Below are 15,551 nucleotides of genomic sequence, written 5' to 3'. Positions count from 1 at the left end.
TGCGCTAGGTTGGTTTTTTATTCATTAAATACCAAGCTGCGCTAACAAATATTATACTCGGTGAAATAGCCCCTACTATGGGTGGGAATTGATACACTAAACTTAATGAGCCAAGTACCTCATTACTGACAAAAAACAAAATACCCGTTACCACACCCATCATAATACGCGCCCCCATTGATACTGATCTCAAGGGGCCAAAAACAAATGACAACGCCACTAACAACATTACCGCCACAGTTATAGGCTGCATGAGTTTTCGCCAAAAAGCCAATTGATAGCGGCTAGCGTCTTGTGCATTAGCTTGTAAATAATCTAAGTAATCGAGCAAGCCTCGAACGGACAACGACTCAGGAGTTACCGTTACTACGCCGAGCTTTTTCGGTGTTAATGACGATTGCCACACTTGTGAATCTAATTCACGGGTAGTGATTACGTTGCTACTGATTTGAGTCTCAACCACCCCAGATAACAACCAAGCACTTTCTTGATAAATAGCTGTTTCTGCACTAAGCCAACTATCGAGTTTTAACTCATCATTAAAACGATACACTTGTACTTTTTTCAACTGACCTTGCTCTAACACTTCGCCAATATTAACAAAATAGTCACCATCTTTAGCCCAAACGCCATTCTTGGCTGAAATTAAACTTCCGCCAGAAATAGCTTGAGCGCGAATTTCTCTTGCTTTAGCTTCGCCACTTGGCGCAAACCACTCCCCTACCGCCATAGAAACTAAAATCAATAAAATAGCGGTTTTCATTACAGACTTAATAATATCTAAGCGAGATAAGCCCGACGCCTGCATTACTACCAATTCACTGTTACTCGCTAACATGCCAATACCTATTAAACCACCAATTAGCGCTGACATAGGAAAAAACACTTCAATATCTCTGGGTACAGAATACAGCACATACAGTGCGGCATGTGATAAATCATAATCGCCACGACCTATCGCGCGCATTTGTTCTACAAATTTTATAATACCACTGACACTAACAAACACCGCTAGGGTTAGAAACGTGGTAGAAGCAATAATACGACCAATATACACATCTAATATTCGCATTATGATTTACCTCGACCACTAGCATTACTTGAACGAGTACGTGTTAAGTTAGGGAGTTTAGATTTGATTTTTCGGCCACTACTGCGCTCCTTCATCAAAAATATGCCACCTAAAAATAAAGCGCTGATATGAATTGGCCACAGCCCTATACTTGAGGGGAGTGCTTGGCGTTCAATTCCCGAGCGCATTGAAGTTAACAATAAGAAATAACCCAAAAATAGCATTAAGGCAGGAAACATTTTTGCAAATTTACCTTGCCTAGGGTTAACCACACTTAGGGGCACCGCGATAAAAGTTAATATGATACAAGCTAAAGGAAAAGCGATACGCCATTGCATGGTGGCGCTATACTCAGCAGCCGACTTTTCATCACTGGGATTTAATAACTGTGCTGTGGGCAAGGCACTTAGTTTTCTATGTTTTTGCTCAACCGCTTGGTCTTGTATTTGAATATGGTACTTATCAAAGGTAACCGTTTGAAACTCACCATTGTTAGCATCACTGTGATAGCGTATTCCTTGTGATAAAACTAAGCGCTGTGAGCCTGTTTCTTCTTCAAATACCTGCCCTTTTTTAGCATAAACCAAGCTAGCATTAATGATGCTTTCTTCACTATGGCTTTCGTTAGGTAATTGCGCCACAAACACCTTGTTAAAGCTGTTGTCGTCTCGGTTTTTATCGTGAATAAACACAACCGCTTTTTTATTGCCTGTTTTCTGGAAACGCCCAGCAATTAAAGCACTTAGTCCAGAGTCAGCAGCAAGTTTGTCTTGTACTTGATATTGATATTCCGAAGCCATCGGTGCTAGGTATAAGGTAAATACTCCGGTAAAAATTGCGGTAACAAAAGCAAGTACCAAGGTGACTCGTACTACATACCATTCACTGACACCACAAGCGTGGAGCACGGTCATTTCATTATCGGCGTAAATACGACCGTAAGCTAACAGCACTCCTAGAAAAAGGCTAAGCGGCAACATCATACCAGCTAAGTCTGGCACTTTAAGCGCAATAAAGGTCATCACCATTTGCCCAGGAATACTACCTTCAGAAGCATCCCCTAAAACACGTACAAATTTCTGACTGATAAAAATGGTCATCAACACAAAAAATACCGCTAACTGTGTTTTTGCCACTTCTTTTAATAAATAACGGAAAATGATCACAAAAAGATCCCATAAAAACTATGTTTTTTTCTGACAATGGGCTAGTTTTTCAGTAAACTTGCCGTTTTCATAACTAAACTATATAGTCAGCAAACAAAGATGTTTGATTAATACGACTATAATTATAGCCCTTAGCGCTATAACAATAATAGTAAACTTAGCTATTTTTTACTTATTTTAGTAAGTTAAAGTAAATTAATAATGAATAAAAGTCTAAATTATTATGCAAAAGGAGAGCTCATGGAGTTCAGTATAAAAAGTGGTAGCCCAGAAAAACAACGCAGTGCATGCATTGTGGTTGGTGTATTTGAACCTCGTCGCCTTAGTGCAACCGCTGAGCAGCTTGACGAAATTAGTGAAGGCTACATTAGCAACCTCTTGCGTAAAGGCGATTTAGAAGGTAAGTCTGGGCAAATGTTATTGCTACATCATGTGCCTAATATCTTAAGCGAACGAGTGTTATTGGTAGGTTGTGGTAAAGAGCGTGAACTTGATGAACGCCAATACCGACAAATAATTAATAAAACCATAACCACGTTAAATGAAACCGGTTCAATGGAAGCTGTATGCTTTTTGTCTGAATTACACGTTAAAGGCCGTGATACTTATTGGAAAGTTCGTCAAGCGGTTGAAGCCACTCAAGACGGTTTATACAGTTTCAATAGTTTAAAAACACGAAAAGAAGAGCCTCGTCGCCCGTTGCGCAAAATAGTATTTAATGTGCCAACCCGTCGTGAGCTACCTATTGGCGAGCGTGCAATTAATCATGCTTTAGCTATTGCAGAAGGCATTAATACCTGTAAAAACGTGGCAAACATGCCGCCAAATATTTGTAATCCTGCTTATTTAGCTGAACAAGCCAAAATTTTAGCCCATGATTATGAAAAAGTATCAACCGCAATTGTTGGTGAGCAAGAAATGGAAGCGCTTGGTATGGGAGCTTACCTTGCTGTTGGCCGAGGCTCAGTTAATGAATCCCAAATGAGTATCATGACCTACCAAGGTATCGATGATGACTCAAAACCGATAGTTTTAGTTGGTAAAGGTCTTACCTTTGACAGTGGTGGTATTTCATTAAAACCCGGTGCCGCTATGGACGAAATGAAATATGACATGGGTGGCGCAGCAGGTGTCTTAGGAGCTATGCACGCCTTGGCAGAATTAGATTTACCCATTAAAGTGATTGGTGTGCTTGCTGGCTGTGAAAACATGCCAAGCAGCAATGCTTACCGACCTGGTGATATTTTAACAACCATGTCGGGTCAAACCGTTGAAGTATTAAATACAGACGCAGAAGGTAGATTAGTATTGTGTGATGCCTTAACTTATGTGGAACGTTACGATCCTGAAGCGGTTATTGATGTAGCAACACTCACCGGTGCTTGCGTAGTAGCATTAGGTAAGCATGCTACCGGGTTATTAAGTTCACACAACCCGCTTGCCCATGAATTACTTAATGCCTCAGATCAAAGTGGCGATCGTGCATGGCGTTTACCTTTATGGGATGACTATCAAGAACAATTAGAAAGCCCGTTTGCCGATATGACCAACTTAGGTGGTAAAGGCGCTGGTACTATTACTGCTGCGTGTTTCTTAGCGCGTTTTACTAAAAAATATCACTGGGCGCATTTAGATATTGCCGGTACTGCATGGCGTAGTGGCGGTAAAGACAAAGGCTCAACTGGCCGTCCAGTGAGTATGTTAACGCAATTCTTGCTTAACCGTGTTGGACAAGAGCAAGGCGAATAAATAAGCACTATGCAAACACAGGTAATGTTTTACATGCTTTGTGATAAACAGAGCGATGTTGAAAAAACAGATAAGCAAAGTGTTAACGCTGAAGCTAGTGATACTAGCTCAGCGTTTTATCACGCTTGTTTACAGGCAAGTCATTTTTATCGTCAAAACCAGCGCGTGTTTATTTACACCACAGATCAAACACAAGCTGAAATAATAGACGAACTATTATGGGCGTTTGACTGTGACAGCTTTGTGCCTCATAACTTGGTCGGTGAGGGCCCTAAGCAAGGTGCTCCGGTGGAGATTAGCTATCAACCACCTAGAGGGCGTCGCGCTGTACTCATAAACTTGACCGAAACAATGCCAACATTTGCCAATCAATTTCAATTTATTGTTGATTTTGTACCCACAGATGAAACCTTGAAACAGCGGGCAAGAGAGCGTTTTAAAACGTGTCGTCAATGGGGTTTCCAAGTCGATAATCAACCTGTTGAAACCAAACACGTCGAACATTAACTACTTAAAATCGACCTACAATTTATAACTTTTATTTTTGAGAACATGATGGAAAAAACTTTCAACCCAACCGACATTGAACAATCTTTATATACTAGCTGGGAAGAGCAAGGTTACTTCAGCCCAACGGGTGAAGGCGACAGCTATAGCATTGCTATACCACCTCCTAATGTCACGGGCTCATTGCACATGGGTCATGCGTTTCAGCAAACCATCATGGACACTTTAATTCGCTACCAACGTATGCAAGGTAAAAATACCTTATGGCAAACAGGGTGCGATCACGCAGGTATTGCCACACAAATGGTGGTAGAGCGTAAAATTGCGGCCGAGGAAGAAAAAACCCGTCACGATTACGGCCGTGAAGGTTTTATTGACAAGATTTGGGAATGGAAAGCAGAGTCAGGCGGCACCATTGGCAAACAAATGCGTCGATTAGGTAACTCTATTGATTGGACTCGCGAACGTTTTACAATGGATGAAGGCATGTCTGAAGCTGTACAAGAAGTATTTGTACGCCTGTTTGAAGATGACTTAATTTACCGTGGTAAACGTCTGGTTAACTGGGATCCAAAATTCCATACTGCAATTTCAGATTTAGAAGTTGAAAATAAAGATAAAAAAGGCCATATGTGGCATTTACGCTATCCACTTGCCGATGGCGCAAAAACCGCTGAAGGGCTTGATTATTTAGTGGTTGCAACCACTCGCCCTGAAACCATGCTAGGCGACACGGGTGTTGCAGTAAACCCTGAAGATCCCCGTTATAAAGATCTCATTGGTAAACAGGTATTATTACCCTTAGTGAATCGTTTAATTCCGATTGTTGGTGATGACCATGCTGACATGGAAAAAGGCACAGGCTGTGTAAAAATCACGCCTGCTCATGACTTTAACGATAATGAAGTCGGTAAGCGCCATGGCCTGCCACAAATTAATATTCTAGATAAAGATGCCGCAATTTTAGCTGCCGCTGAAATTTACGATACCAAAGGCGAGCCTTGTGACGCCTACAGCACAGAAATTCCCAGTGAATTTGCCGGCATGGACCGGTTTGTTGCACGTAAAGCCATTGTTGCTAAATTTGATGAAATAGGTTTATTAGTTGAAGTTAAAGAGCATGATTTAGTGGCTCCTTATGGCGATCGCTCAGGTGTGATCATCGAACCATTATTGACCGACCAATGGTACGTACGTGTTGAGAAATTAGCAGGTCCTGCGGTTGATGCAGTAAAAGACGGTCAAATTGAATTTGTTCCTAAACAATATGAAAACCTTTACTTTTCTTGGATGAAAGATATTCAAGATTGGTGTATTTCACGCCAACTTTGGTGGGGACACCGTATTCCTGCATGGTATGACGACAGCGGAAAAGTATACGTTGGTCGCACTGAAGCTGAAGTTCGAAGTGCTCACAATATTGGTGATGATATCACCCTTAAACAAGATGATGATGTACTTGATACTTGGTTTTCGTCTGCCCTTTGGACCTTTTCAACTTTGGGTTGGCCAAAAGATACTGATGACTTAAAAACCTTCCACCCTACCGATGTATTAGTCACAGGCTTTGATATTATTTTCTTCTGGGTTGCACGTATGATCATGATGACCATGCACTTTAACAAAGATGAAAATGGCAAAGCACAAATCCCGTTTAAAAAGATTTACATGACCGGCCTTATTCGCGATGAAAATGGCGATAAAATGAGTAAATCAAAAGGGAACGTGATTGATCCCCTTGATATGATCGATGGTATTTCTTTAGAGGAGTTACTAGCAAAGCGAACTGGCAATATGATGCAGCCGAAACTTGCTAAGAAAATTGAAAAACTAACCAAAAAAGAATTCCCTAATGGCATTGAAGCGCACGGCACTGATGCACTTCGTTTCACATTAACCTCTGTTGCCACTACGGGTCGTGACATTAGTTGGGATATGAAGCGTCTTGAAGGTTACCGTAACTTTACCAATAAGTTATGGAATGCCAGCCGTTATGTATTAATGAATACTGAAACATTTGATTGCGGTTCCAGTGGCGGTGATATCAAACTTTCTTTAGCTGATCGTTGGATCATAGGTCAGTTTGAACAAACTGTTAAAACAGTCCATGAAGCCTTCGACACTTTCCGCTTTGATTTAGCCTCTCAAGCTTTATATGAGTTTACCTGGAATCAATTTTGCGATTGGTACCTAGAACTAACTAAACCCGTATTATTCAACGGTGATGAAGCACAGCAACGTGGTACGCGACATACCTTAGTGAATGTACTAGAAGGTTTATTACGTTTGATGCATCCTATTATGCCATTTATTACTGAAACAATTTGGCAACGAGTTCAGCCATTAAGTGACTATAAAATAGAAGGTGGCAGCGCTGAAACTTCAATTATGGTGCAAGCATTCCCGCAATATAATGCCGATAACTGCGATCAACAAGCCATTGATGATTTAGAGTGGGTTAAACAGTTTATTATTGCTATTCGTAATATTCGTGGCGAAATGGACATTTCACCCAGTAAATCATTACCCGTTTTACTTAAAAATGTTAGCGAAAACGATCAACGTCGTTTATCTGAAAACCAACAGTTTTTAAGTTCATTAGCGAAACTGGAAAGTATTGACGTTTTAGCTGATGACGAACAAGGCCCTGCCTGTGCATCAGCTTATGTTGGCGATTTATCAGTATTGATTCCTATGGCTGGTTTGATTGATAAAGCAGCTGAGCTAGCACGTTTAGACAAGGCGATTGATAAACTAGAAAAAGATGCTGCCAGAACTCGTGGTAAATTAAGCAATGAGAACTTTGTTGGTAAAGCCCCTGTTGCCGTTATTGACAAAGAAAAAGCGAAACTAAGCGAAGCAGAATCAGCCCTTGCTAAGATGCTTGAGCAAAAAGTACAAATAGCTGCGTTATAGCTAAAGTCAGTTAATCTAAGAACTGATAATTCTGACCTAGGACACTGACATAGATAATGCTCACAGTTAGCATTATCTATACCCAAACCACCCCAAGATGCTCATTTTGAGGTGGTTTGGGTATCTGTCATTTATTGCTGTGTTTTATAACTTACTCAGGCAACACCTTTACCGATAAAACATCACAGTTAACATTATCTAAAATCCTCTCGACAGTATTACCAATAAAACCCACGTTATCCTTCATTCCCATCACTAGTAAATCAACTTGCATTTGGTTTGCTAATTCAGTTAGTTCGAATTCTACTTCACCTGACATTAAATGAAGTGATGAATGTTCAAAACTATATCCTTTCACCAATTCATCAAATAATCTTTGGTGATACACTTTAATTGACTGCTGATATTCATTGAAGTCCACCATAGGCAAACTTTGATCCAAACCTACTGAGCTCATTCCTTGCCACAGCTCTATTCCAACAGGTTGAAAACAGTGACACGCATGAATACTTGCGTCAAATAAGGCTGCGAGTCCTGCAGTGACATCAATGATGGCATTATCCAAATTAGCAGGTTTGTCATTGGCTTTAGTGGGATCAACTGCTGCCATGATTACCTTGTAGGGACTCAACTGATTAGCACCATCAATATCATTTGATGATTTTGTTAATAACAATGGCACATGGCAAAGTTTTAGTAAACGCCAATCAGTGTGCGTGAAAAATAATTTATTGAGCTTAGGATGAAGGTGTGTTGATTTAATGACAATACCAGCACCTGTTTGGCTCGCTTTATCAAGTACCGCGGTCGCAATATCTTTATGCCATTGAACATCAAGGTTTACCGTTAAATTTTGACCAGCAACATCACTTACATAGGTTTCTAGCCATCTTAGCTTTGAAGCAACATATTCCTGTTTCATTGCTGCCAATTGTTGTGCATCAAAAATCCAATGTTTAACTAACTGTCTGTTATATGCGACCAAAAAAAGCTCAATAGTCGCCGATGATTTTTTTGCCAAACTAATCGCGCGCTTTAATGCAGGTTGATGCTCAACCATTGGGTCCATAACGACTAAAATATGATTAATTGCTTTCATTGTTCATCCTAAATATCAACGAGTACTATAAAAAATAGTTGAACCACCGCCCTTTATCAAAAAAACAAAAATATAATCATTAACATTGATCTACCCCATGCAATAGGTGCTGTTTTTTCAATCGAGTTAGTTATATGCTTAAATACGTATCGAATTAAAATGATTTATTAACAAGAAGAACATGATTAAAAAATGAATAATACGCGCTGGGTTCGTTGCGATCATCAGCTTTATTTGGTCGTTAAATTACAACCTGTATTAGCACTACGTGCTGAGTAATATCAGCTCTTATTTCAGCACGAGGAGACAATAAAGTTATGCTTAAACTAAAAGCCGTTGCCATAGATACCTTTAAAGAGAATGTAGCCTACCTTCACCGCGATTGTGCGCTATATTTAACTTCGGGCTTCCAGGCATTGATGAAAATAGAAATATACATTAATGGCGGAAAAACCCCAGTATTAGCGGTATTAAATATTGTTGAAGATGACTCAATCATCCAAGTAGATGAGTTAGGTTTAAGTAAACAAGCCTTTGACCAGTTGTCAGAAAAAGAAGGAGTATTGGTCAGAATAGCCCCTGCCAAACCTCCGTTATCGCTTAAAGCGGTTCATAGAAAAATTGCCGGTGAAATATTATCAAAAGATGAATTTAGTTTAATTTGCCAAGATATTCTAGAAAACCGCTATTCAAAAATGGAAATAGCTGCATTTTTAGTTGCCTGTAGCCACTCTGGCTTAGAGCGTGAAGAAGTTCTTTTTTTAACTGATGCCATGGTTCAGTCAGGAGAAAGGCTCAACTGGGGTGAATCTATTGTGGTTGATAAACACTGTATTGGTGGAATACCTGGCAATAGAACCACCATGATAGTGGTGCCAATTATCGCCGCCCATGGCATGCTCATTCCAAAAACTTCTAGCCGTGCAATTACCTCGCCTGCTGGCACAGCTGATACTATGGAAGTATTAGCTAACGTAGAAATATCAATCGAAAAAATGCAACAAGTGGTGCAACAACATCGCGGGATGTTATCTTGGGGAGGCACAGCTAAATTAGCCCCAGTTGACGATATTTTAATATCGGTTGAGCGGCCACTATCAATGGACTCTACCGGACAACTCGTTGCCTCTATTTTATCTAAAAAAATTGCGGCTGGCTCAACCCATTTACTTATCGATATTCCTATTGGCGCCTCAGCTAAAATTCACACCAATCAAGGCGCTCTAAAGCTTAGAAAAATTTTTGAATATATCGGCGATAAACTTGGGCTACATATCGAAGTAATTATTACTGATGGCTCACAGCCTATAGGCAATGGTGTTGGCCCTGTTTTAGAAGCTAGAGATGTAGAAAAAGTACTAAAAAATCAGCTTGATGCTCCAAAAGATTTACGTGAAAAATCATTACGGTTAGCTGGGAGAATATTAGAATTTGACCCTGATGTTAGAGGTGGGCAAGGTTATGTTATTGCCAGAGATATTCTTGAATCAGGTCGAGCATTTGAAAAAATGCAAGCTATTATATCCGCACAAGGTATTCAAAATACAACGTATGGTGAGGCGCCACTTGTACACGAAATAACAGCAGAGCAATCAGGGTATATACATGCCATTGACAATTTTAAAATTTCTTCAATTGCTAGTCTAGCTGGCGCTCCGTTAGACAAATTAGCCGGTATCTATTTGTATAGAAAAGTAGGAGATAAAGTCACCAAAGGTGATACTTTATATAAAATACACGCTTGCTTTGAAAGTAATTTTGAATTTTCGACCCAGTTGGCAACAACCAACCATGGCTACACCATAGCCCAAAACTCACCTAATATTGGCGATACGTTTTTACGATAGCACCTTCTCTCATTAACTTTATATTACAGGTAAGTATATGACTCTCGTACTTGGTTTTAATGACTACTTAGTCCCAGCACAGCAATTAGCGCAATGCTTAGCGCTGCCCTTTAAACTCATTGCACGCCACCATTTTCCTGACGGTGAAACAAAAGTCACTTTACCCAGTGAGTTACCTGAACAAGTGATTATTTGCCAAACACTCAATCACCCTGATGGAAAGCTCATTGAGCTTATTTTAGCTGCACAAACAGCGCGCTCTCTGGGGGTAAAGCACATCACCCTAGTTGCCCCTTATTTATGCTACATGCGCCAAGATATTGCATTTAATCAAGGCGAAGCGGTCAGCCAAAAGATCATTGGCAAGCTGCTCAGTGACTATTTTGATGCCGTTTTAACAGTAGACCCACATTTACATCGTATCAAACACTTATCTGAAGCGATCCCAACCGATCAAGCTTTGGCATTACATGCAACCACCGCCATGTCAGATTTTATCAAAAGCCACTTAGACGACCCAATAATTATTGGTCCGGATGAAGAATCTTTGCAGTGGGTAACCGCCATTGCAGATCGACAACGTTGGCAATATAGCATTGCCAACAAACAACGTTTTGGTGATAAAAATGTTGAGGTAACACTAGCTGATATTAATTTGTCCAAGCGAAATATTGTTATTGTTGACGATATTGCAAGCTCAGGCAGAACCCTTGAACAAACTGTTAAACAGCTTTTACCACAACAGCCATTGTCTATTTCAATTATGGTAACTCATGCTTTTTTTGTTGATGATGCAATTGAGCGCTTGAATGCACTTAATGTAACTAATATCTGGAGTTCAGATAGCGTACTTCATAGCACCAATGCTTTTAGCGTGATAGGCATACTTGCCCAAGCAGCAAAAGCACAACAGTAAAAGGCTACTATTTGTTTAAAAGTTCAAGATTTAGTTTAAAAGTTCAAGGGTTTTTGATGAAAACCTTCGTTAAACTGAGCTTTTATCAAAATAACTTCAAAAATCATAATAAATATTGAACTATTTCAACTTTTTATAAAGCATAATAAAAATAACTGTGTTATGCTTCAATTGCGTTGAGTTTTTGCGTTGCGGATGAAGGTTGATTCTAACTTTTGTTTTAGATTTATCAGATACTTATGTATTTGAATATTCTTAACAAACGGATTTAGGCAATGCAAACTGTTTGTTTGTTCCAATTACGCTTTGTTACGAATATAGTTTGTTTCCTTCCTCTTCCTGTACTACTTATGGTAGAGGGCATTTACTCGGGTGAAAACGGTATTAAATATGTTGAGCTTTTCTCAACAAAAAAATGCCACATTAATATTATTTTATGACTACGGGAAAATGTAAGTATGTCTGATACAGTTACTGGTAAAGTTAAATTTTTCAACGAAACTAAAGGTTTCGGTTTTATTGAACAAGAAAATGGCCCTGATGTGTTTGTTCACTTCAGCGCAATCACAGGGGACGGCTTCCGTACTCTAACTGACGGTCAAGCAGTATCGTTCAGTGTTAAACAAGGTCAAAAAGGCCCTGAAGCTGAGAATGTTACTGCACTATAATTTATAGTTTGCAAGTAGTAATTTTCAACTTTCTCTTTTGAGAAACAAATTATGTAAAAAAGCGAAGAATAACTATGGTTAATCTTCGCTTTTTTGTTCCTACCTTGCCCCTATCTTGCTCCTGTCTTTCCTTTAGTGTTATTTTTTACTAAACGCTCTTTGGTAGCGCCCCTTGCTAAGCAATTCGAGCACCCAAATCACGCCAGTTAAACAAAAAACTAGGGTAAATAATGCAAAGAGTATTATCAGCCAATTGTTAAAGCTTCCAGTTGAGCCAAAATCCATAAAATGGAGCATAAAGAAAAAATCTGCAAAGCGCTTGTCATCGTTGCTGTGGCCAACTAACCGCCCCGAGTTAGCATCAATATAAACACTGGTATTCAATTTATCATCAAAAGCAACCTGCCAAACGGTATTTTTTTCTTTCAAAAAGTCTACAATCGGTGGTGAAACCTTTTGCGTTGACCTTATTTCACCATTACCACTGTAACTGTTATGTGCAAGTGCTTGCGCCATTTCATCATTAATAATGACCTGCTCACCAGTATAAGCATTAACAAGAGTGTGCTCATTGTAGAAGTGCTGATACAATCCCTGATAATGATTTAACAAATAATAAGGCTTACCTAGTAATTCAATTAGTTTAATAGTGTTCACAGGTTGCTTGAGTTCACTTTGCTTAAGTATTGTGTTTAGCGTTAACAAACGATCATGTTCGATGACAGAATATCCTGCTGATTTGACCCTGTATTCATTACCGCGTGATTTATTGTGATCCATCAAATTAAAAAACAAACCTGTACCAAGCCAAATAAGTAACTGCAATCCAATTAATACTGACAACCATTTATGTATAGATTTAACTAGGCTCAAATTACTCTCCTCGTTTTGTTTTGCCTATTTTTCTTTGCTCTAAACACTCGAAAATAAGTAAGTACAAAGCCAAATAGGCTGGCAATCAACCCACTGAGAGTTACAATAAGTAGTAATTTGTTGCTAGCATCTTCCTCAATATAATCCATAACATGAAAACTAAACATCCAATCGAACAAACGCCAAAAACTATGCCTTTTGGTCACTAACTCACCCGACTCAACGCTGATATAAAAACTTGGACTTGCAAAATCATCAAAATCAACGCGCCACACGGGTAAATGCCGAGCATTTAACTCTCTAGGCGGGTTGTCTATGACCATGCTAACCTGGGTAACCTTTGCATTACTCTTAGCATATTTATGCTTTGCTATTTGCTTTGCATCAGCTTCATTGATTGGTGAGAGTAACTTACCCGTATCAGCACTGAGTAGATATTTGGCTTTACCCTCGCTAAAACGATAGACGGCACTTCCTAGTAGGGTTGTTAACACTAAATTTTCAGCATCGGGGTGATCAGTGTATAGCTGTGCTATTGGGTAGTTAATTTGCTCGCTATTCAAAGGGGCTTGGTGCTTTATCACTAAGCTATCGCCATGAATATAGTCAATATCAAGCAAAACCATATAAGCGCCAGATATCGACCAAATCACAAACTGCAAACCGACAAACAACATTAGCCATTTATGATATGTTCGACTGCTTCTATGCCATGACATTTTGATTATTCCTGCAATACTTATTTTATCAAGTTAACTTGAAGACTTTGACCCGCGATGTACGATGTGAAATGCGATATGAGAAGTAACTATGAGTGAAAATGAAGCTATTGGGTCTGATCATGCTTAAAAAGCCCAAACCCAATAGTTTTATTACGATGAAAATACTGGTTGCTTAGCCGTTATTCTGAAATATATTCAACCACTTCTAGGCCAAACCCTGATAAAGAATGATATTTAGTTTGTGAGCTTAATAGTCTCATTTTATTGACGCCTAAATTAGATAGTATTTGCGAGCCAACACCAACATTTCGAGAGCCAACATGACGATTAACTTCTTTAACACTTTCGCCTGCATCAATCTTAGCGTACTTTTCAACTAAGTTAATTAACTCCATCGGTGATTCATGTTTACCTAATAACACCAATACGCCACCTTCTTCACCAATTCTTTGCATTGCACTTGCCATTGGCCATTTAGCAACACTCTCTCGTTGGCTAAATAATAAATCTTTAAACGTGTTTTCTAGATGTACACGCACTAATGTTGGCTCATCAGCTTTGATCTCACCTTTAGTTAAGGCAAAATGAGCTTGGCCATCGATAGTGTCTTTAAATACAATCAGATCAAACTCACCATATGCCGTAGGTAATTTACACTGGGACACACGTTCAATAGTCGTTTCCGTTGCATTTCTAAATTCAATTAAATCAGCAATTGTGCCCATTTTAATGCCGTGCTTTTTAGCAATAATTTCTAGATCTGGGCGACGCGCCATGGTGCCGTCTTCATTGAGTATTTCTACAATAACCGCTGCTGGTTCAAGATTAGCCATACGCGCTAGATCAACACCTGCCTCTGTGTGGCCAGCACGATTTAACACACCACCATCTTTAGCAATTAATGGAAAGATATGTCCTGGTTGTACAATATTTAAATGCGTTGCATCTTTAGCAACAGCAGCAAGTACAGTAGTGGCCCTGTCTGCAGCTGAAATACCTGTAGTAACACCAGTAGCGGCTTCAATAGAGACGGTAAAATTGGTACTAAATTGAGCATCATTTTTATCGACCATTAAAGGTAGCTTTAACTTTTCACACTTCTCTTGAGTCATCGGCATACAAATCAAGCCACGACCATGAGTTGCCATAAAGTTAATGGCTTCAGGTGTGACCATTTCAGCAGCCATGATGAAATCACCTTCATTTTCTCGGTCTTCATCATCCATTAAAATAACCATTTTACCTAAAGCAATATCGTCGATTATTTCTTGTGGGGTATTTAAATTCATGTGATTCTCTTTTCTATCTTTTGGGTAATAGTAATTAATGGTTATTTTTGATGTTACTTAATAAAACCTGCTTTTTGTAACATAGACGCGGTAACGTTTGAGCTAGGCTCAACGGGGTGTGCTGATTTTTCTTTCGTTAATAATCTTTCTAGGTAGCGGGCAATCAAATCAACCTCTAAGTTCACTTTAGTGCCGACTTGATAGTGAGCAAAAATAGTCTCTTTCACCGTATGTGGCACTATGGTTAATCTAAACTTAGTATTATCAGCACTTAATGCATTAACCGTTAAACTGGTACCATCAACGGTTATTGAGCCTTTTTCAGCGATATAATGGGCTAAGTCGCTTGGCATTGATAGCCAATATTCAATACTATTACCGTTATTGGTGATTGATAATACATTGCAGACACCATCTACATGGCCTGACACCATATGACCACCAAAACGTGTACTGGCTAACATTGCCTTTTCTAAATTAACTTGCATACCTACGCTATAGTGAGCAAAGCCAGTACGCTCTAATGTTTCATTTGACACATCTGCACTGTAGCTATGTTGATCATACTCAACCACAGTAAGGCAAATACCATTAGTAGCTATTGAGTCACCTAGATTAACATCACTCATATCTAAGATATTAGTCGCGATGACTAAGCGTGCTCCCTGAGCATTGATATTAATTGCTTTTATGGTGCCAATCGCTTCGATAATTCCGGTAAACATAA

General features: G+C 39.3%; 13 protein-coding genes. 6 read left to right on the top strand and 7 right to left on the bottom strand.

Annotation, left to right across the window (positions count from 1 at the left end):
- Positions 1-4: 4 nt before the first annotated feature.
- Together lptG and lptF are read right to left on the bottom strand one after the other, a co-directional pair.
- Positions 5-1,075, bottom strand: a complete 1,071-nt coding sequence (gene lptG / locus ABXG98_RS01795; protein WP_353537450.1) for an LPS export ABC transporter permease LptG — start codon at positions 1,073-1,075, stop codon at positions 5-7.
- The gene (gene lptF, locus ABXG98_RS01790; protein WP_353536965.1) at positions 1,072-2,238 is read right to left on the bottom strand and encodes an LPS export ABC transporter permease LptF; all 1,167 of its coding nucleotides are present in this window, start codon (positions 2,236-2,238) and stop codon (positions 1,072-1,074) included. The genes lptG and lptF overlap by 4 nt, the downstream gene beginning before the upstream one ends.
- Before the next feature lie 240 nt (positions 2,239-2,478).
- Here lptF and pepA point away from each other — a divergent pair, with 240 nt between their 5' ends.
- From pepA to ABXG98_RS01775, 3 genes are read left to right on the top strand one after another with little or no spacing between them, the layout of a single operon-like run.
- Positions 2,479-3,987 (top strand): leucyl aminopeptidase, encoded by a 1,509-nt coding sequence (pepA, locus tag ABXG98_RS01785; protein ID WP_353536964.1) that lies wholly within the window; start codon positions 2,479-2,481, stop codon positions 3,985-3,987.
- A 9-nt stretch (positions 3,988-3,996) separates the two neighbouring features.
- The gene (locus ABXG98_RS01780; RefSeq protein ID WP_353536963.1) at positions 3,997-4,494 is read left to right on the top strand and encodes a DNA polymerase III subunit chi; all 498 of its coding nucleotides are present in this window, start codon (positions 3,997-3,999) and stop codon (positions 4,492-4,494) included.
- Between the two features lie 48 nt (positions 4,495-4,542).
- Positions 4,543-7,410, top strand: coding sequence for a valine--tRNA ligase (locus ABXG98_RS01775; RefSeq protein WP_353536962.1), 2,868 nt, complete (start codon positions 4,543-4,545; stop codon positions 7,408-7,410).
- A 151-nt stretch (positions 7,411-7,561) separates the two neighbouring features.
- Here the strand turns inward: ABXG98_RS01775 and ABXG98_RS01770 are convergent, their stop codons facing one another.
- A complete protein-coding gene (locus ABXG98_RS01770; RefSeq protein WP_353536961.1) occupies positions 7,562-8,509 on the bottom strand; it encodes a universal stress protein in 948 nt (315 codons plus the stop codon).
- Positions 8,510-8,826: 317 nt separating this feature from the next.
- Here ABXG98_RS01770 and ABXG98_RS01765 point away from each other — a divergent pair, with 317 nt between their 5' ends.
- From ABXG98_RS01765 to ABXG98_RS01755, 3 genes are all read left to right on the top strand, one after another.
- Positions 8,827-10,356, top strand: coding sequence for a thymidine phosphorylase family protein (locus ABXG98_RS01765; protein WP_353536960.1), 1,530 nt, complete (start codon positions 8,827-8,829; stop codon positions 10,354-10,356).
- 37 nt (positions 10,357-10,393) lie between these two features.
- Positions 10,394-11,272 carry a ribose-phosphate diphosphokinase gene (locus ABXG98_RS01760; protein WP_353536959.1) on the top strand — a complete coding sequence of 293 codons (879 nt, stop codon included), beginning with the start codon at positions 10,394-10,396 and terminating at the stop codon, positions 11,270-11,272.
- A gap of 458 nt (positions 11,273-11,730) precedes the next feature.
- Entirely contained in the window at positions 11,731-11,940 is a 210-nt protein-coding gene (locus tag ABXG98_RS01755; protein ID WP_353536958.1) for a cold-shock protein, read from the top strand.
- Positions 11,941-12,078: 138 nt separating this feature from the next.
- Here ABXG98_RS01755 and ABXG98_RS01750 read toward each other — a convergent pair whose 3' ends face one another.
- The 4 genes from ABXG98_RS01750 to ABXG98_RS01735 form a co-directional block, all read right to left on the bottom strand.
- Entirely contained in the window at positions 12,079-12,813 is a 735-nt protein-coding gene (locus tag ABXG98_RS01750) for a PepSY domain-containing protein (RefSeq protein WP_353536957.1), read from the bottom strand.
- Entirely contained in the window at positions 12,810-13,532 is a 723-nt protein-coding gene (locus tag ABXG98_RS01745) for a PepSY domain-containing protein (RefSeq protein ID WP_353536956.1), read from the bottom strand. The genes ABXG98_RS01750 and ABXG98_RS01745 overlap by 4 nt, the downstream gene beginning before the upstream one ends.
- A 182-nt stretch (positions 13,533-13,714) precedes the next feature.
- A complete protein-coding gene (gene ribBA, locus ABXG98_RS01740; RefSeq protein ID WP_353536955.1) occupies positions 13,715-14,824 on the bottom strand; it encodes a bifunctional 3,4-dihydroxy-2-butanone-4-phosphate synthase/GTP cyclohydrolase II in 1,110 nt (369 codons plus the stop codon).
- Positions 14,825-14,877: 53 nt separating this feature from the next.
- A complete protein-coding gene (locus ABXG98_RS01735; RefSeq protein ID WP_353536954.1) occupies positions 14,878-15,549 on the bottom strand; it encodes a riboflavin synthase in 672 nt (223 codons plus the stop codon).
- Positions 15,550-15,551: the final 2 nt, after the last annotated feature.

This window comes from Colwellia sp. KU-HH00111 (assembly GCF_040362745.1).
In the GTDB taxonomy this organism is placed as follows: domain Bacteria; phylum Pseudomonadota; class Gammaproteobacteria; order Enterobacterales; family Alteromonadaceae; genus Colwellia.
The sequence above is the reverse complement of the archived record's forward strand: the minus strand, read 5'-3'. Positions and strand labels throughout refer to the sequence as shown.

Coding starts and splice junctions, on each gene's coding strand:
- pepA (WP_353536964.1), top strand. CDS start 2,479: ATGGAGTTCAGTATAAAAAGTGGTAGCCCAGAAAAACAACGCAGTGCA.
- ABXG98_RS01780 (WP_353536963.1), top strand. CDS start 3,997: ATGCAAACACAGGTAATGTTTTACATGCTTTGTGATAAACAGAGCGAT.
- ABXG98_RS01775 (WP_353536962.1), top strand. CDS start 4,543: ATGGAAAAAACTTTCAACCCAACCGACATTGAACAATCTTTATATACT.
- ABXG98_RS01770 (WP_353536961.1), bottom strand. CDS start 8,509: ATGAAAGCAATTAATCATATTTTAGTCGTTATGGACCCAATGGTTGAG.
- ABXG98_RS01765 (WP_353536960.1), top strand. CDS start 8,827: ATGCTTAAACTAAAAGCCGTTGCCATAGATACCTTTAAAGAGAATGTA.
- ABXG98_RS01760 (WP_353536959.1), top strand. CDS start 10,394: ATGACTCTCGTACTTGGTTTTAATGACTACTTAGTCCCAGCACAGCAA.
- ABXG98_RS01755 (WP_353536958.1), top strand. CDS start 11,731: ATGTCTGATACAGTTACTGGTAAAGTTAAATTTTTCAACGAAACTAAA.
- ABXG98_RS01745 (WP_353536956.1), bottom strand. CDS start 13,532: ATGTCATGGCATAGAAGCAGTCGAACATATCATAAATGGCTAATGTTG.
- ribBA (WP_353536955.1), bottom strand. CDS start 14,824: ATGAATTTAAATACCCCACAAGAAATAATCGACGATATTGCTTTAGGT.
- ABXG98_RS01735 (WP_353536954.1), bottom strand. CDS start 15,549: ATGTTTACCGGAATTATCGAAGCGATTGGCACCATAAAAGCAATTAAT.